The organism is Porphyromonas sp. C0041D3, from assembly GCF_056590575.1.
Genome location: NZ_JBWPWJ010000006.1, coordinates 119,533 through 144,178, shown reverse-complemented (window position 1 = coordinate 144,178; position 24,646 = coordinate 119,533). Strand labels below are relative to the sequence as shown.

Here is a 24,646-nt window from a genome sequence, read left to right as displayed (position 1 = left end):
TAAATCTTTACCATTTTCACAATTACACAAGTAGTATGAGAAAGAACTTTACTGCCGTTGCACTGCTCTGCGCCACCTTTATGGTGGGTATGACTGCCTGCAACAAGAGTAACCAGGGACCTGAGGTCCCCCAAGCAGGTGAGAGCAGCTATGCTGTGCTCTCCATCTCCCTGCCTACCCCCAATAGCACCAAGGCTGTTGATGATGTACACCAGGGAGATACCTATGCCGGCACCGTCGCTGAGAATAAAGTCTCATCAGTGCTGGTAGGTTTCTACAAGGGTGACAACTGCGCTGCCCGCATCGATCTTGATGCCACTCACGATGGTACGACCTCCGCTAAGTTTACCGGTAATGATGTCGCCACCACCTCTACCGGCTACAAGCTGGTGACCAAGGCTGTCAAGGTCCCCAAGATCGCTGCCTCCGACAGCTACGACGTCGTCGTCTTCTTCAACCCCACCGAGGAGGTGAAGGGACGTATCAATAAGGGCACCAGCATAGAGGACCTCAAGAGATTCTCTAACTATGATGAGGCCAAGGTGATCACCACCAATGGCATTATGATGAGTAATGCTAAGGGTCTCGTGAATATCAAGGGCGACAAGCTCTACAATACCAAGGAGGAAGCTGAGAAGGCTGCTGCCAATCAGGTTTCCGTCCAAGTCGAGAGAGCCGTGGCCAAGGTCTTTGTCAATCCTGCGATCCCCGCTACGGCTTCCGGCTCTATCTCAGGCGCAAAGCTTAAGCTTCTGGGCTGGCAGCTCGATGTGACCAACCTGAAGTATTTCCCGATGCGTGTGATGGATCAGGCGATCAAGGCTAATAGTGTAGGTAGCGCTGCTGCCACTCTGGAGGCTGAGACAGCCGCGTCTGCACGTGTCGACTCTTACGCTAAGGACCCGAACTTTGATGCTGCTACTACCACCATCGATGCCAATAACTTCGTATACCTCGCAGGTCTGTCGACTCTGCCGACTTTCTATGAGGCCGGCTATGATGATGTGAAGGGGCACTATGTGGCAGAGAATACGATGGCTCCCGAGGCTCAGAAGCTTCGTGGCACCACACTCGTTGTCTTTAAGGTCAAGGTGACTCCCACGATCGGTGGTGCTGAGGTGACAAGCTACGTTGTCTACAAGGGTGTAGCCTACACGGTAGACGACTTCAGGACGCGTGTCACTAACTCTGCCACCAAGACTGACGAGCAGAATGGTATGCCCGCCGGCTTCCAGACTTTAGTTCAAAGTTTCGCAGAAGGCACAACCACCGGTGTTGATGCTCTCACAGCTAAGATTAACGAGGGTAAGGCATTTGCGCAGAATGGTATCAGCCTCTATGTTGATGGAGTTAATTACTACCATATGCCTATCCGTCACTTCACCAACGAGCAGCAGGCTGCTCCGATGCAGTATGGTCGCTATGGCTTGGTGCGTAACAACATCTACAAGCTCACCATCAACTCTATCAAGAACTTTGGTGATCCTGAGGTAGTGGAGCCCGGTGATGAGAATGATGACCCCGAGACGCTCTTCATCGCTATGTCTGTCGAGCTGCTGCCGTGGCTTGTCCGCGAGAGTGGCTACGATCTCTGATCCCAAGCGGGAGACTTTTATGACATCTAAGTGATCCAAGAGCTGATGATGTCACCCCGGAGACGGTTGATCCTGTCTCCGGGGACCAATAGGAAATCTAATTATTCACTGAGAGAAGTAAGGGAGGGACTGCCTCTGCATGCATGATAATATGAAGAGTATACATCACCTAATGATCTGCCTGCTGGCACTTGTGTCACTGGGACTGACAGGCTGTGATAGGATGATCTACAGCGATCTCGAGCCCTGTCTCTTAGAGGTGAGCTATAGGTACGACTACAATCTTAAGTTTGCTGATGCCTTCGCCTCTCAGGTGCCCTCTGTCGACCTCTTTATCTTTGATGATCAGGGTAGGGCGGTCGCTACGCCCCTGAGAGTGGAGGGGAATCCCTTTGCTGAGGACTTCAGCCACCCGCTGCAGCTCCAGCCGGGTAAGTACACCCTCGTCGCATGGGCGGGTCTCACCGACAGCTCTTATGCCCTCAGCAACATTAGGGATCTTGCACAGATGAGGCTGGCCATCAAGAGCAGTGCCGGCATCTCCGATAAGGCACTTGACCACCTCTGGCACGGGATCGTCCGGCGCGTGGAGGTGAAGGGGGTGCCCGGGGAGCGGGTCGTGATCCCTCTCGTCAAGGATACCAATACCTTCCGCGTGCAATTAGTCACCACGGGCGCGGGCGTGGATCTCGACCCAAATAGGTACGAGGTGACGATCGCCTCTGCCAATGGGCTCCTGGACGGGGACAATAGGATCGTCCCCGGTGATGCCATCACGTATCGTCCCTACCTCAGTGAGCGAGGTCGACTCTCCATAGCTGAGGATAAGCAGGCCGTCGGACTCACCTGTGAGCTACGTACCGGGCGCTTGTCGGAGAATAGCGATGACCGGCTCATCGTCACCGATAAGAAGAGTGGGAAGAAGCTGATCAACGTCAAGCTCAAGGAGCTGATCCAATTCCTGAAGCTGAGCGAGTACGGCAGTATGCCACTCCAGGAGTATATGGACCGGCAGGATGAGTATGTGGTCAGCTTTGTCTTCACCACCTCAGGTCCCGCTTCGGATGTGGACTTCCTATCCTTCTCGATCTATATCAATGGCTGGCTGATCCGGGAGCAGGACATATCGGCCGAGTAAGTGAGATGGTTATGGATTTTAATCAAAGAATCGTCGCAATGACGGCACGTCGTCCGGTGCTGATCTCCCTCATCGCACTCCTACTGGTGGTGCTCCTGTCAGGGTGCAGCAAGTCACGGAGCGACGAAGAGCCGATGATGGCCACCGGATATATGGCGATGAGCCTGCGCTCCATCAATATCCCCGGTGATCAGGAGACGACGATCAAGACGGTCCGTCTCGTCATCGCCAAGTATCCGGGTGGCGAGGTGGTCTACAATCAGCTGCTGACCTGGAATAATGGGAGCCTGACCCCTCCTGCGAACATCAGCACCGCAGCCCTCTCCGACCCCATCGAGCTACGGTCGGTCTCTACTCGATATGACTTCTACCTCTTTGCCAATGAGGAGTCGATGCCGCAGAAGGATCAGAGCATCCTGCAGGGTGGTCTCGACAATGCCATCCGCTTCCGAGACTTCGAGCCGATCCCCTTTGCGAAGTCTGAGATCACTACCATTGATGGGGATGCTAAGCCACTGATCTCCGTCGGTGTGGTATCGAGGAAGTCTCTGCAGGGCAATGGGACCAAGGATGCCCCTGAGGTGGTCAAGGCAACACTGGTAAGGAACATCTCCAAGCTCACCCTCGCAATCTATCGCAAGAAGGACTCCCCTGAGTCTGCGGCAGAGCCTAATGTCAAGGTAACCGGCTTCGAGCTGATCAATATCCCCAAGCAGTATCCTCTCTTCTTCTCCGGTCAGGCCTATGATGTGGCGACAGTCGGCACTTGGTCCTCGGGGCGGGTAGGTGTCTCCATCAGTGACTACAATAAAGGGGCGGAAGAGGCACTATATACCTCCGACCCCTACTATCTCCCGGAGCATCTGCTTGCGAGAGGTGGCACCGACTACACCGCACTCAAGGTCTACTACACCACAGGTGATACCGGTACGGAGCTGAGCAACACCTATTACCTCGATGCAGGGGACGTTAATGAGATCCGCAGTGAGATACTTGACCACATCAATGCGGCCACGGTAGATCTCAATGATATTGACACATACTCCATCTTCCGTAGTCTGCACTACAAGGTCCGGCTCAATATCACTGACCAGCGTGTCAAACCACTGCTCGATATCCGCCTGCAGCCGTGGCTGCCGTCGATGCAGAATGTTGAGTACACGGACCCTCTCTTCAATAGCTCCAAGGATGTCGTCGAGCTCAATTACGAGGAGGGCTCCTCAAATACCGTGCAGTTGCTCAATAACTTTGAGAGTGGATCCTTTACCTGGAGTGTAGAGGGTGACCCCGACTGGCTCGAGGTGATCCCTCCTGCCGGGGCGGAGAGTGGTCATGTGGCTATGGATGGCACGCCGGTCCTCTTCTCCTTCCGGGCTAAGAACGCCAACGAGACTTGGTATGGCGCCGATGGTAATCCTCACGATGAGGAGCGGGAGGCGGTGATCACCTTTACTCCACAGAACTATGACCACCCTGTCCGCGTGGTGGTACATCAGCGGGCAAGGAGGCTGATCCGGCCTGAGAGACGCTATGTCTGCTTCATCGGAGAGGGGGGCTCGGTGGAGATCCCGGTGGAGAGCTTCGGTAGGCAGTGGGGCGCCACCGTGGTGACCAATTACTCCACTACCGCAGACAATACCGGCTGGGTCAAGGCGGAGAAAAACGGCACCGGGAGTGGCGTGAAGATTACCGTCGACAGTACCAACGACACTGATCTGATCCGCTATGCTGAGGTGAAGCTCTATGACGGCACCGGACAGAGCGCCTACATCTGGGTGGAGCAGGGTAATTACAAGCCTGTGAAGGTGACCGAGAATGGTGCCAATCTTATCATCCTCGACCGCAATCTCGGGGCAATAAAGAGCGCATCAAATAGAGGGGCGTGGTTTACCAACTCTGAGATCACAAATCGTGAGCGAGTGGAGCGCAATGGATTCTACTACCAGTATGGCCGCACTCCGGACGGATACCACCTGCTCGGCGTAAACCTCGTCTTTGGCACCATCAATCGCTCTATCCCCATCACTGAGGAGAGAGTTGATCCCTACTATCGACCCGATGGGCCACTCAAGTGGACTGACTTAGCGACCGGGCAGATCATGAGGAAGTCCTCCAGAGATGCCCAGCATGGACTCTTCATTGCTTCCGATGAGAGTGCTGAGGGTACTTCCCTTAGTATGGACAATAGTTGGTTCGTCCCCACAGCGCCTCGTCCCTCGTGGGTCAATGCCGATGGGACCAAGAGGAAAGGAGTGGATCCCTGTCCGGAGGGGTATCGCATCCCGAAGCTGGAGGAGTATGGGAGGATCTTCCCGACGAATGGCACCACCGGTAGCTTCGATCATCTGCGGGTGAGCCATGGTGTCTGGATTAAGGGCGAGGACATAGCCACCTCTACGGCGCGCGACATCTACTTCCCGATCTCTCCGAGGAGAAGCGAGCGCGGTACCCTCAGTATTCGCCAGTGGACCATAGACGATGGCGTAGAGAATACCTCCTACTACGGGACTTCCGATGGGGCGACAGATAACTACTGCAATGCCCTCTATATGCACTGGAACGACTCAGGGAATTTGTGGTGGGAGGAGAAGACCCCGATCAGCTACGGCTCCGGTGTCGTCATCCGATGCATCAAGGAGTGAAGTGATAAATAAGTGAATGAGTTCGCTATGAATAAGATATACACCCTTGCCCTACTCCTACTCTCTCTCCTCACACTGGGAAGTTGCCGTGACCCCCGTATGGAGGGCGACGAGTTGACGCCGGGTCGCGAGGTCACGGTGATGATCAATATTCACCTGGCAGAGAGTCAGGTGCTCTTGCGTGCCGCACCGGATGCCCCCTCTGGAGAGACGGATGAAGAGAAGGCGGTCACCTCACTTTACTATATCCTCGCCAAGCCGGATGGCACTCTCATCGGCTCTCCTGTACGGATAGATCAGAGCAATGACCTGAAGAAAGTGAGCGACACGGAGTATCAGTACCCTATCGCACTGACAGCGGGGGTAAGCTATAGGATTGCGGTGATTGCCAATGAGAAATTACCTGCCACCTTCCGCCCCACGACGCTTGTCCAGCTCAGGAGTCGCCTCGTCAGCTCCGGCACGGGTCTTCCCTCGACACCCCTCCTGATGTATGGTGAGGTGAGTGCGGATAATGTCCAGACATACACCAATATCCGGGCTGAGCTGCAGCGAAGCGTCTTTGCTGTCGACATTATCTCCACCGCAAGAGCTGAGGATGGATTTGAGCTGGAGGACGAGTGGTATCTATACAATGGTGAGACCAATGGCTACCTGCAGCAGGATGATCCCGCTACAGTTGCCGGCTACACCTCCGCCCCGGCAAATAGCGGTAAGCTCTCCACCGGTCAGAGGGTCTACAGCTACCCGAAGCGGGTAGAGAACGACCCGACCAAGGAGGCGTACGTGATCTTCAGGGGACGGTATCATGGTGTCAGCTCCTACTATCGTGTCGCCCTCAATGTCAAGGAGGGCGTCCAGTCCCTTCAGCATGGTCGCCACTACCGGCTCAATGTCGTCAAGGTGATCGGTGTCGGCTATAATACCCTCGAGGAGGCTGTGGCCAATACCGCAAATAAGACTGTAGTCTTCACGGTCGCCGACTGGGACATGACCAATAGCAGTGAGGTGGTATTCTTCGACAATTACTACATCTCCGCAGATCGGGTGTTCTTTGAGTACGATGCCATCCAGCAGCAGCGCTCCACCACCATAGAGACCAATGTCCCCTCTCTGGTGCTGATCCCTCCTGTGGTCAGGAAGAAGACTCAGGACGAGGATCACCCTCCCTTCGAAGAGGCCACTTGGTCGACGATGTCCCTCTCTCCGGACGGAGGGGGCACTGATGTGATCGGTCCCAATGGGGCTCGGCGCTACAGGCTGAATGTCGGCTGCTTCCAGAATAATAGTAATGAGCAGCGCGATGCGTACGCCTTTGTCCGGGCGGAGGGGATACATACCGATGACCTGAAGCTCCGTATCGACGTACGACAGAGGGCCGATCAGATCTTCTACTCCGATGCACTCAATATGTCAGTCAACCCGACTGACTTCTTCTCAGACAGCGGTGAGGCGGAGGAGTTTAGGTCCCATGTTATCCTCCCCATCGAGCGACAGTCATGGTCTGTCAGGGACGTCCTTTTCTACGTCCCCGGCAAGGGCTACGTGTCCGTCCGTGACAAGAATGCTGATGGGAAGCAGGTCCTTGACAGTACTCTCAAGGAGGAGTACGAATTCATCGAGTCGGTCACTCTCCCCAATGGCAAGAAGTGGGACTTTGACGAAGCCTTTGCCTCCGAAGATGAGGCGTACTTGGTCTCTACCATCGGCGCGGGTGACGTTGTCATCAAGACCAAGAAGATGGCTAAGGCTATGCCTCGTGCTGCCAAGGTAGTTATCCAGACCGGCTCCTATAATTACTACTTCAGCACGATCTACGTGACGCAGGACTTCAGCTTTGACTACAAGATCACCTACCCGGAGGACTATCCCGGAGATATGAAGCGGGATCGCTATGTGATCGAGACCGATATGCAAAGGAACCAGCCATCGGTCTTCTATGTCGATGTCACCAGTAACTGCTCGTGGAGTGCCGAGGTGACGCCGGCGGGAGCCAAGTCGTGGATCACGCTTGAGCCTATAGCTTTTAACTACGGGACAATGGAGGGCTATGGGACGGAAAAGAAAACTCAAAGGCTGAAAGTGACGATCCAGCCCAATGAGACCATACCCCACTATGATGAGACTGAGAAGGCTTATGTCTATCCGGAGGCTAGGGCGGCTACGCTCTCGATCATCTACAAGGGTAACGCCGAGGACAGTCAGGGATTTCCCATCCTCGACCTTGGTGTGGATCGGATAGATGTCTATCAGGGAGGCTACTTGGAGATCAATGGAAAGAGGTGGCTGGATCGTAACCTCAAGACCGGCTACCTCTTCTCCGAGGAGTACGACTCGTATACGAATGAGGGCTACCCGATGCTCTACCCCTACGCCAATCCGATCGGGCTGCCTACCTCGGTCTATGGGGCCTATGGCAAGAGTAACCACTACCTCGCACCGACACCATCCAGTCGTAATGTCGGAGGAGACTATGGAGACGACGGTCTCTTCCCCTGCGGTGCGCCACAGTCCGGCTACTATGCGGGAAACTTCTATGAGAGTCATCCCGAACTATACTACTATCGCTCCGGACTAAAGTATACAGAGTACCAGCTCTTTTGGTTCGGTAGCTATACCGGGAATTACCAGAATTACTCCTTCGACTGGAACAAAGCTAAAGCTCAATACAAACTGGAACCTCTGCAGGTAGGATACACGCTCAATCCCTGCCCCCCGGGATGGGGTCTCCCCAAGCAGCAGGATATGAAGGATCTCGTCGCTACGATGAGCGACTTCGGAGGCGGTCAGTATGGTGTCCCCAATACGTTCCCCTGGGATAGCCACCCCGATCTCACCTACACCTATGGGGATATGGGTGTCAAGAATAGTGGCTGGAGGACCTGGATCCCCGACAGCCAGCATCGTGACGATCGCCAGGCAACACCCTTCTTCCTGCCGGCAGCCGGGGCTCGTCTGCTTGCGTGGAACTCTACTGACCTCTCGGGGGCTATAGGGTACTACAAGCAAGCTGAGAAGGATCCACTCAAGCCTGGTGATGCAGATAATATGCTGCAGGCTAGCTATACCATGATCGTGACGCCATCCAGAGTGCAGATGGGCATACAAAATGCCGCTGAGAGTGCCTCGGTACGCTGTGTGAAGCTTGGAGAATGACAAAGGAAGTAAAGAAGGACTATGAGAAGTATGATATCCAGTGATATATGGTCCCGCTCGAGTCGCTACTTAGGGACGCTGGTGATGCTGCTCCTTGCGGTAGCATGCACTCAGCAGAGAGAGATGGCCGAGGAGCTTGTCCCTTCGCGTCACGGCACCGAGGTGCAGATCGACTTTACCGTACCCCGATTTGGCAAGTCTCGGCTCGGGAATACGCCTACGCTCAAGTCTGTCGAGGGAGGAGACTTCGAAAATGAGGCTGAGGTGAGGAAGATCTACCTCTTCTATGCTCCCTCGACCGACCCGGCAGCTCCACTCACCAGGGTGGTGCTCGACTACAGTAGCTCACCTGTCATCTCCGGTCTCTTCTCCACACGGCTGGATCTCGCTGAGGGCTCCTACGACTTCTATGCCGTGGCCAATCCCACCGCCTCTCTCGAGGGTGCCCTACAGACGGTGACCACGAGGCAGGCTCTGAGTGATATGGTGGTGACCATCTCAGAGAGTGAGGATGAGCTTTGGGCCCCATTTATTATGTATGGTGAGGCAAAAAGCGTAACCATATCCGCCACTGAGCGAGTGGCTATGAGACTCCAGAGGTTAGTCTCACAGATAGAGGTGCACTTGAACGACAATCGGTACACGATCGCCTCAGTGCAGCTCTACAATGGTGCCAAGAGCTGCTACCTCTCACCGCACAGAGACCCCGTCACCGGCAAGAGTCTCACTCCCGCCGTAGCCGGGGAGAGGTATAATGGGGCACAGATCTCATTGGGTAATGATAGCAGAGTGGCACATCTCTTTACCCTCGAGTACTTCAGCTACGACAGGACCGGTGACTCAGAGGACACTAACCCCGCCAACGACCAGTCGATCTACTTGATCCTCCACCTCTTCAAGGGAAAGACGGACTGGGGCTACTTCCGGATAGACCCTGCTGACTACAGAGGCGAGCAACTTATATCCCGCAATAGTCTGTACACTATTACTATCAATGAGGTGAGGGGTTATGGGTACTATGATATAGAGGAGGCGAAAGCCAATAAGGCTACCAATCTCGTGCTGGAGTACGCTCAGGACGCCGACAACTTTATCTCCAAATTCGGGAGGGACTACAGGTATGTTAAGTCTGACGGCCAGTACTATCTCGCCATGGAGGATCGAGATCTGCAATTGGTGAAGGATGGTCGGACTGATCCCTTTCGTCTCGAGACAAACGCCCCAAATCCTGAGATACAGACAAGGGTAGTCTATGTCGATCCGGCTGAGTCTGAACCTCTCTATGATGATTGGCTGAAGGTAGAGGTGAATATTAACGAAGATAGTGGTCGGCCCGATGGCCTTATTATCACACGTAAGCCCCTGCCTGACTACAGTAATATGGAGGGCATAGGGGAAAGATCTCCGGTCAGGAAAGCGATCATCTGTGTGAGCGTGGTAGGCCACCCCAATCTCTATACGGAGATCCCGGTCTCACAGCAGCCGGATGATGGATACTTCGATAACCTCGATGCTGATCCCTCGCTCCATGTCAGCAATGGAGCACAGAGAGAGGTCTTCTACTCCACTATCGCTACCACTTTCCCGGACACTTATTGGTACATCAGCAAGATCTATGACTCTAAGGGCGTCGATCTCCTCGACCCCGATCTCTCCGAGGAGGACAAGTGGATCCATGTCACACTGGATACGAAGCCTTCGTATGTGGATAATGACTTAGATCGCCCCATATATATCGGACCCTCCTCGCTCACGATCGTGGCGGATGGCTTGCCAGAGGGGTCTTTCTATAGGGAGGGATATATCGAGCTGAAGCTGCTGCCCTACCATCCGGACTACCCCTCCAGGTCTGTTACCATTCGAGTGGTCTCCGGACTGGGACTGGACTATCGGATCACCTATCCCGATAGTGAGCCCAAGAAGCCCTTTGTGGAGCGATCCACACGAGTCATTGAGAGCAGTCTCTATCAGACGGAAGCTCAGACCTATTCCATCGATGTTAGCTCGACGATGAAGTGGGAGGTCAAGGCTTCGCACGACTGGATCATTGTTACGCAGCCGACCTTTGACAAGGGGTCCTACAATAGTACCTTCACCGTCACTCTCCCGCCAAATAATCAGGGGGAAGAGATCGGTGGGCTCTATCCTGCGCGCGAGGGGTATGTTGATATCATCGGGGATCAGTTCTTTAAGCGCATTATGGTCTATCAGGGGGGGTATGTCCGGATAGGCAAGGAGATCTGGATGGACCGCAACCTCAAGGTCTCACGCTTCGTAGGAGGATCAAGCGATAGGAATCGCTATGTCATCAAGACGGACCGGTATGGTCAGGTCCTCCCGCCGCGCGACCTGCTCTATGCATGCGCTGTCCCGATAGCCCACCCGGGAGATGAGCCGGTGATCTATGCCTACGGGCGATTTTTTGACAAGTCACCCTCTGAGTGGGGCGGGAGTACCACTGTACCGACAGCTACCTACGGAGGTGATAAGACCTCTTACTTTCGTCGGTCCGTAGACCCGGCACGAATTAATAGCTATGGGAATAATAAGACACGGTATAACTTTGCTGGGCGTAATGTCCCTGAGGCTAATGACGGCTACTTCTCCTGGGGAATGTACGGTACCTTCCCCGCACGAAACTCAAATGCGAGTAGGCTGAACGATGCCTGGAACTGGTCGTACTATGTAGGTATGGCGACCAATGTGATGCAGATGCCGACAAGCAAAAGCTATAACGACCCCTGCCCCGAAGGGTGGAGGGTACCAAGCTATGCAGAGCTCTTCAGGCTCAATCGCTACCTCTCTCAGGCCCGTATCTATGCCAATGGTACCGAGGACTACCTGCCCAGTGAGGGGCTGGATGCTGCCGCTAAGGATGGTATGATCAATAACGGGGTCTTCTTCTACAACGACGATAAGGTGAGCTGCTGGTTTCCCTTCGCCGGCTTCCGTGCCATGAGTACTGACGCAGCCTTCAGTATCGTCAGCGAGGGGGTCAAGACTGCATACTGGGCAAACTTCAGCTCTGATGGTATGAATGCCTTCCGCGCTACCCTTGAGTACCAGAATGCATTCATTGAGTACTGGAACGGCAACTTCTCCAATCCGATCCGCTGTATCCAGAACAATACTATCGAATAATCGCTATTCTGATGCGAGTACATCAGTAAACTAAGCTTCATATATGTGTATACCAATATCCTCTTAGACACAGGATATTGATATAATCAAGGAGAGTGTGCTCGTGATGGGTACACCCTTCTTTTTGGTACCCTCTCGCTGATCATCAGTTGATCCGAGAGGTCGGACACGAGCGACGGCACCCCGACGGGGATGCACGCTCCCTGTGCATCGGCCATCCTTACGCCTGCCGGTGTACCATCTATTAGATGGCCCCATTTGCGCCCCTTCGGGACAGGCTCCGGCGGTGAGACGACGACGAGGCAAGCCGGCTCTCTGAAGAGGCGATATAAGTGGGGAAATTCTAATACCGATATTAGTGATCACTAATATCGGTATTAGACGACACTAATATCGGTATTAGACTTACGCGAGAGCAACCCCTCCCCTAAAGGGTCCCCCTTTGGGGAGCACTATCCGACCTCGTTCGGCGAGGGGAGGCGGAGCGGCACCCCGGCAGGGGGCGTTTTTCATAGCTGTAAAGATCAGGTACGTCCCCCCTCCCCAAGTCCCCTATCGACTATAGCTATTGTGCTGCGGTCTTCTGTAGCTTCAAAAAAAAGAGGGTGCGCCATCCCATACGGATGACGCACCCTCTTTTTTGGGGTGGTGGCGGATTACTTGGCGTAGGAGACGACGCGGCGCTCCCGGATGACGGTGATCTTGACCTGACCGGGGTAGGTGAGCTCGTCCTGTACTCGCTCAGCGATCGCATTGGAGAGCTCGACCGTGCCGGCATCGTCGACCTTGTCGGCCCCGACAACGACGCGGAGCTCGCGACCTGCCTGGATAGCGTAGGTCTTGATCACTCCGGGGTAGGAGAGTGCGAGGTCCTCAAGTGCCTTTAGTCGCTTGATGTAGGCCTCTGCTATCTCGCGCCGTGCTCCGGGTCGTGCGCCACTGATGGCATCGCAGACCTGGATGATGGGGGCGATGAGGGTGCTCATCTCAATCTCATCGTGGTGGGAGCCGACGGCATTGCAGATGTCCGGCTTCTCCTTGTACTTCTCGCAGAGCTTCATGCCGAGGAGGGCGTGGGGCATCTGTGGCTCCTCGTCTGCCACCTTGCCGATGTCGTGGAGGAGTCCGGCACGGCGCGCCTTCTTGGCGTCCAGTCCGAGCTCCGAGGCCATGACGGCACAGAGGTTGGCGGTCTCGCGGCTGTGCTGGAGGAGGTTTTGCCCATAGCTGGAGCGGTACTTCATCTTGCCGACGAGGCGGATCAGCTCAGGGTGCATGCCGTGGATGCCGAGGTCGATCACGGTTCGCTCACCGGTCTCCATGATCTCCTCCTCGAGCTGCTTCTCAGTCTTCTCGACCACCTCCTCGATGCGGGCGGGGTGGATGCGTCCGTCCTGCACCAGCTCGTGGAGGGACAGACGTGCCAGCTCTCGGCGGACGGGGTCAAAGCAGGAGAGCAGGATCGCCTCAGGGGTGTCATCGACGATAATCTCGACGCCGGTGGCAGCCTCGAGGGCGCGGATGTTGCGCCCCTCACGACCGATGATGCGCCCCTTGATGTCATCGTTGTCGATGTGAAAGACGGTGACCGCATTCTCGATAGCGGTCTCGGTGGCGATGCGCTGGATGGTCTTGATGACGATCTTGCGCGCCTCGGCATTTGCCTTGAGCTTCGCATCATCGATGATCTCATTGGTCATGATGGCGGCGCTGGACTTGACCTCGCTCTTGAGGTGCTCCATCAGTTGCGCCTTGGCTTGCTCCTTGGTAAGACCGCTGGTCTCCTCGAGCTGCTCAAGCTGGCGGAGACGTAGCGCCTCGAGCTCGGCCTCCTTGGCCTTATTGAAGTCGATCTGCTTCTTGAGGTTGACTCCCTCCTCCTCTATCGCCTGTGAGCGGCGGGACATGTCGTCCTGGAGCTTGGTGAGCTGCTCCTCGCGCTTCTTGAGCTTGTCCTCGATGGACTGGAGTGAGGCTTGACGAGCCTGTACTTCGTCTGCGAGCTCGGCCCTGCGCTTTAGGAATTCTTCCTTGATCTTCAGGAGCTTGTCTCTCTGGAGCATCTCGGCATCCTCTCTCGCCTTGGCCATGTATTCGTCTCGAGTGACCTTGGCCTGGTCGAGGTACTCCTGCCGAGCCTCTTTGGCTTTGGCGATCTCGTTTTCATAGAGCCTCTGAGCATGGCGCTCGTTCTGCTTATTGAGCAGAATCCAGCCCGATGCCAGTAGGACTATGGCGACGATGATCGCAATTATTATGGGACTCATATAGTGGTATGTCTTTATCTAAGTGTTGTCTCTGGGGGAGGTCTGTGTACTCAGACCATCAAGTGCCTGATCAAGGTCCCTTGAGAGCTTGGCGAGTCGTCCCTCGTAGTCGGCGTGCTCTTGCTGCTGCAGTAGGCGGTACTTGTCGCGACCGAGGTGGATGGCAGCGTAGGTGAGTGCCTCGATGGTCGTGAGGTCGTACTGGGACCTGTACTCGTCAAGGAGGTGATTGAGCTCCTTGGCGGCTGCTCTCAGGGTGGCCTCCGCCTCCTCCTCACGGGGAATGGTGACGGCCATCGGGACCTCCCCCACGCGGAGGTTGATCACGCGGGTGAGAGTGGGTACAGGCGTCTCTGCCTGCATATCCGGGGATCTGTCAGGCATGACGGCTGTGGCGCGTTGGGTGGTAGGTAGTGAGTACGGTGTCAGTCGGTATTACTTGACGTGGGTCTCTAAGAGGCGAAGTACATCGTCCACGGTCTCCACGAGATCATCGATCTCTGCGTAGAGACCCGCTGCAGACTTGCGTACGTCCGGGTCATCGGCTGAGATGGGCGCCCTGAGGGCGAGCTTCTGCTCCAGTCCGTCGGCTCTTGTCGTCTCCTTGGCTAATAGACTACGGAGCTGACCATTCTGGTCTCTAAGTAACTCCACCTCCTGCCGAAGCGCTTGGTAGCGCTCTATGAGGTAAGACGTCCTTAGCTCTACGCGATGGAGGGCATCCCCCTCGTGGGACCGGTGATCGGTACTCTCTGACACTGGTGTGGCGTGAGAAATCAGCCCTCTCGTCCCTCTACCGTGACGCTTCGGTCGATGCGGCGGATAAGCCCCTGCAGGGTGTTACCCGGGCCAAACTCGATGAAGCGATCCGCTCCGTCAGCGATCATGCGCTGTACCGTCTGCGACCAGAGTACAGGGGCGGTGAGCTGCTTGACTAAGTTGCTCTCGATCTCCTTGGGGTCGGTGTGTGGCTTGGCGTCTACATTTTGGTAGATCGGACAGCGGGGGGTCTGGATGTGCGTCTGGTGGATCGCCTGCTCCAGCTCCTGCCGAGCCGGCTCCATCAGCGGGCTGTGGAATGCACCACTCACCTTCAGAGCAATGGCACGCTTGGCTCCGGCCTTCTTCGCCTCCTCGATGGCTTGATTGACTCCATCGATGGAGCCGCTGATGACCACCTGCCCGGGGCTATTGTAATTGGCAGGTATGACCAGCTTGTCAAGGATATTGGCACAGATCTCCTCCACATCGGCGTCCGGAAGACCGATGATAGCCGCCATCGTCGATGGAGCCTCTGCGCAGGCCTTCTGCATAGCCACGGCACGCATATGTACGAGTCGGACAGCGTCCTCAAAGGAGAGCGCCCCGGCGACAGCGAGGGCGGTAAACTCTCCCAGAGAGTGACCGGCCACCATGTCGGGCTTCTCCTCAGAGCCGAGGACAGCTGCGGAGATGTAGGAGTGGACAAAGACGGCAGGCTGCGTGACAGCGGTCTGCTTCAGCTCCTCCTCCGTGCCGTCAAAGATGATCTTACTCAGACCGAAGCCGAGGATCTCATCCGCACGATCAAAAAGGCGCATCGCCTCAGGATTATTATCATACATGGCCATACCCATGCCTATGTGCTGGGATCCTTGGCCGGGGAAAACGTATGCTAGCATATGATTGTATGTATCGTTAAGAATAGGGTTTCTAAAAACTACTCCCACAAAGATAAGTAAAAGAGAGGAGTATCGGAAAGCTTTTTCAACACATGCGCAGGGCGGATACATCAGAATTGACCATCAGTCGCCGTCGGGCTCACAGCCTTGACGCAGGAGCTGTGAAGAGATCTCTGCAAGGTACTGGTTGTCAGCCGGCAGAGATCCTCCGTTTCTATTACCGGCTTTAGTTTTGACTAAGACCGACTTCCCGATCTTTCTCAATGAGATATTCCCTGTAACCTCAGTGTGGACTGTCCTCAGGTATTTCAAAATTGCCGTGCCCTACCGGTACCTCTCTGTCGGCTCTTATGGACGACCTTATCGATTGACGACTAACGGAACAGATGTAAATAATGAGAGGGTGTGCCCTCTTGCGGACACACCCTCTTCAGTCTCTATTGCACTCATGCGGAGTGCTCCGTCTGTGGTGCTATTTGCGCCCGGGGATTGCCGACCTCATAGCCTCTCACTTCGTCTCCGATTCCTAGCGGATCATAAAGCGGATAGGGACGCTCATCCGCGCAGCTATGGGCTTGCCGTCCTTTGTCGCCGGCTGCCACTTAGGCATACTGCGGACGACTCGGAGAGCCTCTTCGTCCAGCGACTTGCTGACGCCCTTCAGGATCTTGAAGTCCGATAGGCTTCCGTCACTCTCTACGACGAATGACGTGTAGACGGTGCCGGACATTTTTGCCTTTTGTGCCTCCTCGGGGTACTGGACGTTCTGAGAGAGCCACGCCATCATAGCTTTCTGTCCTCCTACAAATTCCGGAGTCTTATCGGGCTGATCCGGTATCCCTTTCTCTTTGCTGCTCGATGGTGAGAGCTTAAAGATGACCGGGATAATCATCTTGCACCGGACCGCTTTTCCTCCAGAGTGACCCGGTACCCACTTGGGCATTATCGACACGATCCTAAGAGCCTCAGCATCGAGTGCCGCTGTGACACTTTGTACTACCTCCCCATGAGTGACCGTCCCGTCCTCCTCCACAAAAAAGGAGACGATGACCTTTCCCTCGGTGCCTGCCTTGACCGCTTCCTCGGGATACTTGACATTATCGTTGAGCCAACTGAGGAGAGCCTTCTCCCCACCCCGGAAGTGGGGCAGCGAGTCTGCCTGCTCGGAAGGAAGGCTTGAGACGGTGTCAGAGGGAGCCGCTTGCATTTGCTCCACAGACACCATCTGTGTCCCCAGGGCGACCAGCGCGAGGATCGGTGTGGCGAAGAGGGCATAGACGACGGACATCTTGCTACTCGTTTTCTTTTTGTTATTCATAATGGTAATTCGATTTCTTAGATTTTGCATTGAGAATGAGAGTGAGGGCACTTCCACCTTTCGACCCACTGTGCACTTCAGCAACAGATGCTGGTAGGCTTTCCGGTCGATGCCCTCTCGCAGTACTCCCTGGTCAGCAAGGTACTCAAGGTTATTGCGCAGATCTTGGAGCAGACCCCATGTGCACGGATGCCACCACTGTACGATCTGCAGTATCGTCCCGATGGTGATATCTCTGTAGTGCCTCTGTCTGATGTGCTCCAGCTCATGAGACAGAATGGTATCGATCATCTCGCTCCCCTCGAGAGAGCGAGGAAGGTATATGGACTTTCCTTGGGTAAAGGGGGCGATCTCCTCGTCGGTAAGGTAGATGGCAGCCTCCTTGTGCGCTACCGGTGTGGCACTCTGTCTGAGACGGTGGAGCCTGTAGTACCCGGAGGCGATCCACCCGGTGGTGATGAGTGCACCCACGCCCCAGATAAGGAGGAGAAGCTCAGCCCGACTCATCGGTCTGCTTACACTCTCTCCCTCACTCACCACCGGCGCCTCCTCTATCCTTATCGTAACGACCGGCAGGATCTCCTTGCTCTGGCTCTCCTCTCTGTCGCCGAGCGTGAGACTGACAGCGGGTAGGAGCAGGCAGGTCAGTATGGCGATGATGTAGAAGTACCGCTTGGTGCAGAGGAGCGAACTCTTGCGTAGCAGCACCACATCTAAGAGATAAAAGAGGAGCAGCCCTATCCCCGAGATCGCCAAGTACTCTATCCAGACGATCGGCTCCATACTACTTATCCTCTCCTCTCTCAATTAGGCTCAGGATCTCCTCGATGTCCTCCTTGCTCACCACCTCCTCCTCAGCGAAGTGCTGCACGAGGCTCTTGTAGGAGCCCTTGAAGAAATTGGAGACCACATACTTAATGGTCTTGCCATAATACTCCTCCTGAGTCACCTCAGGAGCGTATACGTGTCCACGACGCTTGCCGACACGTGCCACGTAGCCCTTGCTCTCAAGCTTGCTCACCACTGAGGCAATGGTGGTGTAGGGGGTCTCGGATTGCTCCATCAGCGGGATCACGTCACTGATCTCACCCTTGCCGACCTGCCAGAGTGCCCTCATAAAGTCTTCCTCCAGTGGGGAGAGACCGTTCAGAAAGTGGTTGTTGCTCATACTCTAAATTCTTCTTCTACGATTTCTTCGTAGCAAAGTTACGATAATTTCGTAGATAAGCAACAAGAGCGGATTACCGAGCCGAAGGAGTCGCATTAGAACTCACTATTACAAGCTATTGAACTCGCGACCTTGAGCAATGAGACGATGGGGGCGTATCATACAATGGACTGACTATCATCGAGATATGATCCTCTGTTTCTGTTACCGATAGTAGTGTTCATTGAGAGCGACAGGTGAAAAAAAGGCTGCGCCTCGCGTGAGACGCAGCCCTGGATGACTTGGCGGAAGAGCCTCTGCTACCGACGTGACCGGTGGTAGAGGAAGTCGATGATCCCCTCGAGGACCTTCCCCGGCACGAGACCAGCGGCACGGATCTGCTGGGGGATGAAGCTGGTGGCGGTCATCCCGGGCGTGGTATTGACCTCCAGCAGCACGGGAGTGCCGTCGCTCTCGATGAAGTAGTCGACCCGGATGATGCCGGCGGCTCGTAGGTGGCGGTAGATCTGGTGGGTCAGCTCCTTGACACGCATTGTCGTCTCCTCAGGGAGACGGGCGGGCGTGATCTCGTCCACGGCGCCATTGTACTTGGCATCGTAGTCGAAGAACTCACTCTTGGGCACCACCTCGGTGATCGGCAGGATGTGGATCCCCTCGGCGTCCTCATAGGCGCCACAGGTGATCTCGGTGCCGGTGATGAGGGACTGGATCATCACATCGCCACTCTCGGCGAGTGCCTTATCTATCGCCGGCTGCAGCTGCTCTCGCTCCGTCACGTGCGTCGTGGCGATGCTGGAGCCGCCGTTATTGGGCTTGACGAAACAGGGGAGCCCCGGCTCTCGGAGCAGGTCATCGATGTCGATCCGGTCGTACTTGGTGAGCCGGACTGCCGGAGCGATCTTGATCCCAAAGGTGGAGAGGTAGCGGGCGCAGACGTACTTGTCAAAGGTGAGCGCTCCGATCAGTGTCGGGCAGCAGGAGTAGGGGATCTGCAGCATATCGAGGTAGCCGGTCAGGTGCCCGTCCTCGCCCGGTGTGCCGTGGATAGTGATGTAGGCGAAGTCGAAGCGAACCTTGCGACCGGTCTCGGGGTGGACAAAGGAGAAGTCTCCCTTGTCGATCTCAGGTGTGTCCTCGAGTCCGAGGACTATCCAGTGATCACGCCGTATCAGTACCGGGTAGATCTCGTAAGGACTGTCGGAGAGAAACTTCATCAGCCCCTCCTGACTCGATAGGGAGACGGTATACTCGCCACTGTAGCCACCGGCGATGAGCGCAATCTTTAGTTTTTCTTGATCCATAAAGAGATGTGATCAGAGGTTCTCTACATTGCCGTCGTCGACATACTTCCGCCACTTCTCGATGAGGGCGGTCATATCGGGCGGTAGCGTGCTCGAGAAGTCCATCTGTCGCTTAAGTATGGGGTGAAAGAAGCCCAGCGTCTGCGCATGCAGTGCCTGCCTTGGGCAGATGGCGAAAGCATTCTCCACAAATTTCTTGTAGCTGGCGAAGCGATTACCGCGGAGGATCTGATCCCCACCGTAGACGGCATCATTGAAGAGCGGGTGCCCCTCGTGGGAGAGGTGGACGCGGATCTGGTGCGTGCGTCCCGTCTCGAGGCGGCAACGTACCTGGCTGAGGTAGCCGAGGTACTCCTCTGTGCTGTAGTGGGTCACGGCCGTCTTACCCACTTCGCCCTCGTAGGGAAAGGGTGCCATCCTCGTCCGGTCACGAGGGTCGCGAGCGATGTTGCTCCTCAGCACGCCCTCCGCCGGGTCCATATGTCCCCAGATCACCGCCACATACTCGCGTCGGGTGGAGTGGTCAAAGAATTGCTTCCCGAGAGCACTCTTCACCTCCGCAGTCTTGGCGATCACAAGGAGCCCGCTGGTGTCCTTGTCGATGCGATGGACCAGCCCTATCGCCGGATCATTGACATCGAAGTCGGGGTCATTCCGCAGGTACCAGGCGAGTCCATTGAGGAGCGTCCCGTCCCAGTTGCCATGCCCCGGGTGGACTACCAGTCCCGCCGGCTTATTGACCACCAAGAGCCAGTCATCCTCGTAGACGATCTCGAGAGGCATCTCCTGGGGTGTGATCTCAAGATTCATTGGCGGGCGCTCGAGCCGCATAGAGACGCGGTCGAGAGGCTTGACCTTATAATTGGACTTCACCGGCTCGCCGTTGACGAAGATGAAGCCGGAAGAGGCTGCCCGCTGGATGCGACTGCGGGAGATCTTCGGCATCATATTGACGAGAAAGCGGTCGACCCTCAGAGGCTCCTGCCCCTGATCTGCTGAGATGGCGTAGTGCTCGTAGAGCTGGTCAACCTCCTCGTCCTCCTCGTCTACCGGCTCCGGCTCGGTCGGCAGGTCTCTCTCGGTCATTTACTGTAAGGCGTATGCTGGTGTGACTGGACTTCTATCAGCTCAGAGCTCCGGCAGATCCTCCCCATCGGGCTCCTCAGCCTGTCCGATCCTCTGGAGTGCCTCCGCGACCTCGCGGTCCACAGCTGTGGTGTCGGCATCGTAGAGGCTGTCAAGAGAGGAGGTCGAGGTGATCGAGAGGACGAGAGGGGTATTGAATGGTAGCTTAGTGCCCGGCTGGATCACTTGACCGGTCTGACGATCGGACACCTCCACCGCGAGATCATTGTATCTCCCGGGGACCATCTTGATCGTCACATCGACAAAGCCTGCCGACCTGAGGGCAGCTTGAGCACGGCGTCTCGAGGTGTCGTAGACAGCAGGCATCACCACCTGCTCCACGGTCGTGGTATTGGTGGTCAGGAAGATCGTGCGGTGCTTCTTGATGATCGATCCGGGACCGGGAGAGGTCTTCAGGATCACACCGGGTGCCATCCCCTCCGTATAGATAGAGTCGACGATCTCGAGGTCCAGGTCCATGGACCGCACCGCCGTCTGCGCCTCCGTTAGGGTCATACCGGAGAGATCCGGCACCTTGGCCGCCTCGCCATGGTGGGTGTAGACATCGAGGAGATAGAGTGCTCCTACGATGATAAGCGCCCCCACAGCGACCATAGCCAGCAGGTTTAGCAGCGTGATCCTGACAGCGCGTCCTGTGCTCATCGTCCGCTTTTTCTCCTCCGTCCGATCCTCTGTCTCTCTGTCCATCTCCTCCTCGCTCATGATGCCGTCGGTATCGTCCTTACTTACTCCTCGTCGTCACTGTCGTCCTCAGCCATGTCGGAGAAGACGTTCTGTACATCATCGTCGTCCTCGATCTTGTCGATCAGGGTATTGACCTCCTCGCGCTCCTCAGGAGTGATCTCCTTCGTCATCTTGGGGTCGCGGATGAAGTCTGCCGACTGGATCTCGAAGTCCATCCCTTCGAGTGCTGTCTGCAGGGTGCCATTGACGGCAAAGTCGCCCGTCACCGTGTAGCCGTCGTCCGAGCTGGAGACATCCTCCGCACCGGCGTCGATGAGCTCCAGGAGTAGCTCCTCGGGATCGTACTCCTTGCCCTCCTCCTTGGGAGTGACAGTGAAGACTACCTTGTGGTCAAAGAGGAACTCTACGCTACCATTCACACCGAGGCTCCCACCGTACTTGGTGAAGTAGCTCCTGAGATTGGCCACCGTGCGGGTCGTATTGTCGGTCATGGTCTCCACGAATATGGCGATGCCATGCGGAGCATAGCCCTCGTACGTGACGGTCTCATAATTTGCCTGATCCTTGTCCGTCGCTTTCTTGATGGCGCGCTGGACATTCTCCTTGGGCATATTCTCCTTCTTGGAGGTCTGGATGAGTACGCGCAGGCGGGGGTTGGTATCCGGGTCGGGACCTCCGTCGCGGACCGCCACGGTGATCTCCTTGCCTAGCTTCGTAAATGTACGGGCCATATTGCCCCAGCGCTTCATCTTACGCGCTTTTCTGTACTCAAATGCTCTTCCCATGATTATTGTCAGTAACTATAGTCTCGGTCGACCGTTTTATCGGAGAGTCGCTCCGGTAGCGTGCTCGATTTGATTGAAAATTTTCTGCATTGTCTTCTCGATCGCCTTATCGCTCAGGGTCTTGTCCGGGTCGAGGAGCTCAAAGGTGACGGCGTATGACCGCTTGCCCTCGGGCAGGGTCTTATCCTCGTAGACGTCGAAGAGCTCGACGCTCCTCAGTAGCTTGGGCTCAGCCTTCTCAGCGGCCTGCTTGATGGTCTCAAAGGTGACACTCTTGTCGACGAGGAGTGCGAAGTCGCGCTTGACGGAGGGGAAGCGGGGGATGCTCGTCGCCTTGGTCAGCCGACCAAGGACGCGGTGGAGCAGGATGTCCCACTTGATCTCAGCGAAGTAGACCGGCACGTCTATGTCGTGCATCGTCGTCAGCATCTCCCGGTCGAGGAGTCCCCAGCGGGCGAAGACCTCCCCGCCCTTGAGTGAGAGTACCTGGCACTTCTCGAAGAGTGGATCGTCCTCCCTCTGCTCACTGCTGATCTCTCCGGCATTCACGCCCATGCGGGTCAGGATCTGCTCGAGGACTCCCTTGAGCTCATAGACCGAGATCTCCCGCTCGGGGGTGATCCAGTTGCCGGTATCGGTGTCCCCGGTCATCCAGAGTCCGAGACGGAAGCTCTCGTGGAAGCCTCGTAGCGGGTTTTCTTCCCTCTCGTCGACGCGGGTGTAGGTGTTGCCAAACTCGAAGAAGCGGATATTTGTTGCCTTGCGATTGAGATTTCGCTCGATCGACTCCAGGCCGCCGTGAACCAATGTCTGACGAAGCGTGGAGAGGTCGGCAGAGAGGGGATTGATCACCCTCACCGCTTGCTCGGAGTTCTTCTCGTCGCTGTAGTAGGACTCCTTGGAGAGGGAGTTATTGAGGATCTCAAAGAATCCCGCTCCCACTAATTGCTCGCTGATCACCTGCTGGTAGCGGACGCTCTGATCCTGGTAGGAGGGAGCGCCCATCGTCAGCGTCAGTCGCTGGTCTGGGGCCTGGTAGGTATTGTATCCGTAGATGCGGAGGATCTCCTCGATCAGGTCCACATCGTGTGTCACATCGTATCGGTATCGGGGTACCTCCACGTGGATCCCCTCCTCGTCCCCACCGGTAATGGTGATCAGGAGCGACTCGAGGATATTGCGCACCTGAGCCTTGTCGATCTCGAAGCCGATCAGACCATAGAGGCGCTTCCAGGAGAGGTCGATCGTATAAGGTCCCACGGGACTGGGGTACTCGTCGTAGATGGCGCTCGCCACCTCGCCCCCTGCCACCTCGGTGATCAGGTCGACGGCACGCCGGAGGGCGTAGGGGATCTCATTGGGGTCCAGCCCTCTCTCGTAGCGGAAGGAGGCATCTGTATTGAGCCCATGCCGACGGGCTGTCTTGCGGACGTAGGTGGGGTGGAAGGTGGCACACTCGAGGAACATATTGGTCGTCTCCTCGGTGATGCCGGAGTCCTTCCCACCGATCACGCCGGCGATGCAGATCGGGTCGGCAGCGTCGGCGATCACCAGATCTCTCTCCGTCAGCTCGTACTCCTTGCCGTCCAGCGCGGTGAGCTTCTCCCCCGCCTTAGCGAGCCGTACGTGTACCTCGCCCCCCCTGACCTTATCGAGGTCAAAGGTGTGAAGCGGCTGTCCGATCTCCATGAGGACAAAGTTGGCGGCATCGACAACGTTATTTACCGGGTGGACGCCCATCGTCTCAAGCGCCTCGCGAAGCCACTTGGGTGATGGCCCGACCTTCAGACCGCGAACCACCACTCCCGCATAGCGCGGGGCAGCCTCCGGAGCGTCGATGTGGAGGTTCACGGGGTGTCCCTCTCCCTTTATCTCACTCACCTCGGGCTTATGGAGTGCTGTCCTGAGTCCGCGCGACCGGAGGTAAGCGTAGAGGTCGCGGGCGACACCATAGAGGGAGGTGCCGTCGACGCGATTGGGTGTGATGTCGATCGTGATCACCTGATCAGAGTGTACACCGAAGTAGTCTGCCGCCTCGGTCCCGGCGGGGATGTCGTCCGGCAGCACCATAATCCCGTCGTGGGCGCTGCCGAGTCCGATCTCGTCCTCTGCGCAGATCATACCGAAGGAGTCCTCCCCGCGCATACGGCCCTTCTTGATCGTAAAGGACTCCTCGCCATCGTAGAGTGTGCAGCCTATGGTGGCTACCACGACGGTCTGTCCGGCAGCGACGTTGGGCGCCCCGCAGACGATCTGCAGAGGTCCGTCCGGGCTGTACTTGCTACCGAGATCCACCGTGGTGATGTGGAGGTGGTCAGAGTTGGGGTGCGGGACACAGGTGAGGACCTTCCCGATGACGAGACCGCGCAGTCCGCCACGGATCGACTCACGCGTCTCCACGCCGTCTGACTCCAGACCGGTTGATGTCAGGATGTCGCTGACCTCCTCAGCAGTGAGGTCATGGTCGACATACTTCTTGAGCAAGTTGTACGATACGATCATTCTTTTTCTCTCAATATATATATGTGTCGCTTGGCGTCATCCTCGTCTAAGGTCGATGGTACACGGCACAGGATACTCAGTATAATGGGACCACAAATTTAGCCCTAATTCCGCCCAATCACAAAAGCCAGCCTCATCGGTC

16 protein-coding genes are annotated in these 24,646 nt (G+C 56.1%); 5 read left to right on the top strand and 11 right to left on the bottom strand.

Annotated features, from left to right (window positions below):
- Window positions 1-35: 35 nt before the first annotated feature.
- The 5 genes from AC1EKE_RS05945 to AC1EKE_RS05925 all read left to right on the top strand — a co-directional run bounded on the left by AC1EKE_RS05945 (window position 36) and on the right by AC1EKE_RS05925 (window position 11,672).
- Window positions 36-1,595, top strand: coding sequence for an Mfa1 family fimbria major subunit (locus tag AC1EKE_RS05945; protein WP_480308662.1), 1,560 nt, complete (start codon window positions 36-38; stop codon window positions 1,593-1,595).
- Between the two features lie 151 nt (window positions 1,596-1,746).
- Complete coding sequence (locus AC1EKE_RS05940) at window positions 1,747-2,733, top strand: FimB/Mfa2 family fimbrial subunit (protein WP_480308661.1); 987 nt, start codon at window positions 1,747-1,749, stop codon at window positions 2,731-2,733.
- Window positions 2,734-2,771: 38 nt separating this feature from the next.
- Complete coding sequence (locus tag AC1EKE_RS05935; protein WP_480308660.1) at window positions 2,772-5,375, top strand: BACON domain-containing protein; 2,604 nt, start codon at window positions 2,772-2,774, stop codon at window positions 5,373-5,375.
- A gap of 27 nt (window positions 5,376-5,402) precedes the next feature.
- Window positions 5,403-8,531: a hypothetical protein gene (locus AC1EKE_RS05930; RefSeq protein WP_480308659.1), complete on the top strand. Its 3,129-nt coding sequence runs from the start codon at window positions 5,403-5,405 to the stop codon at window positions 8,529-8,531.
- Between the two features lie 30 nt (window positions 8,532-8,561).
- Window positions 8,562-11,672, top strand: coding sequence for a hypothetical protein (locus AC1EKE_RS05925; protein ID WP_480308658.1), 3,111 nt, complete (start codon window positions 8,562-8,564; stop codon window positions 11,670-11,672).
- 656 nt (window positions 11,673-12,328) lie between these two features.
- On the opposite strand, the gene rny is transcribed toward AC1EKE_RS05925, so the two are convergent.
- The 11 genes from rny to pheT all read right to left on the bottom strand — a co-directional run bounded on the left by rny (window position 12,329) and on the right by pheT (window position 24,504).
- On the bottom strand, window positions 12,329-13,939 hold the full coding sequence (rny, locus tag AC1EKE_RS05920) for a ribonuclease Y (protein WP_297128598.1): 1,611 nt from the start codon (window positions 13,937-13,939) through the stop codon (window positions 12,329-12,331).
- A gap of 18 nt (window positions 13,940-13,957) precedes the next feature.
- Window positions 13,958-14,323 (bottom strand): cell division protein ZapA, encoded by a 366-nt coding sequence (locus tag AC1EKE_RS05915; protein ID WP_297128595.1) that lies wholly within the window; start codon window positions 14,321-14,323, stop codon window positions 13,958-13,960.
- 51 nt (window positions 14,324-14,374) lie between these two features.
- Window positions 14,375-14,698 carry a hypothetical protein gene (locus AC1EKE_RS05910; RefSeq protein ID WP_296122577.1) on the bottom strand — a complete coding sequence of 108 codons (324 nt, stop codon included), beginning with the start codon at window positions 14,696-14,698 and terminating at the stop codon, window positions 14,375-14,377.
- Between the two features lie 17 nt (window positions 14,699-14,715).
- Window positions 14,716-15,600: an ACP S-malonyltransferase gene (gene fabD, locus AC1EKE_RS05905; RefSeq protein WP_480308657.1), complete on the bottom strand. Its 885-nt coding sequence runs from the start codon at window positions 15,598-15,600 to the stop codon at window positions 14,716-14,718.
- A gap of 526 nt (window positions 15,601-16,126) precedes the next feature.
- The gene (locus AC1EKE_RS05900; protein ID WP_480308656.1) at window positions 16,127-17,701 is read right to left on the bottom strand and encodes a TonB family protein; all 1,575 of its coding nucleotides are present in this window, start codon (window positions 17,699-17,701) and stop codon (window positions 16,127-16,129) included.
- A gap of 1 nt (window position 17,702) precedes the next feature.
- A complete protein-coding gene (locus AC1EKE_RS05895; RefSeq protein ID WP_296165306.1) occupies window positions 17,703-18,086 on the bottom strand; it encodes a BlaI/MecI/CopY family transcriptional regulator in 384 nt (127 codons plus the stop codon).
- Between the two features lie 299 nt (window positions 18,087-18,385).
- The gene (locus AC1EKE_RS05890) at window positions 18,386-19,387 is read right to left on the bottom strand and encodes a D-alanine--D-alanine ligase (RefSeq protein ID WP_480308655.1); all 1,002 of its coding nucleotides are present in this window, start codon (window positions 19,385-19,387) and stop codon (window positions 18,386-18,388) included.
- A gap of 12 nt (window positions 19,388-19,399) precedes the next feature.
- Window positions 19,400-20,473: an RluA family pseudouridine synthase gene (locus AC1EKE_RS05885; protein ID WP_480308654.1), complete on the bottom strand. Its 1,074-nt coding sequence runs from the start codon at window positions 20,471-20,473 to the stop codon at window positions 19,400-19,402.
- 42 nt (window positions 20,474-20,515) lie between these two features.
- Window positions 20,516-21,235, bottom strand: coding sequence for a PASTA domain-containing protein (locus tag AC1EKE_RS05880; protein WP_480308653.1), 720 nt, complete (start codon window positions 21,233-21,235; stop codon window positions 20,516-20,518).
- 23 nt (window positions 21,236-21,258) lie between these two features.
- Complete coding sequence (locus AC1EKE_RS05875; protein ID WP_480308652.1) at window positions 21,259-22,002, bottom strand: YebC/PmpR family DNA-binding transcriptional regulator; 744 nt, start codon at window positions 22,000-22,002, stop codon at window positions 21,259-21,261.
- 36 nt (window positions 22,003-22,038) lie between these two features.
- Window positions 22,039-24,504 (bottom strand): phenylalanine--tRNA ligase subunit beta, encoded by a 2,466-nt coding sequence (pheT, locus tag AC1EKE_RS05870; RefSeq protein WP_480308651.1) that lies wholly within the window; start codon window positions 24,502-24,504, stop codon window positions 22,039-22,041.
- Between the last annotated feature and the right edge of the window lie 142 nt (window positions 24,505-24,646).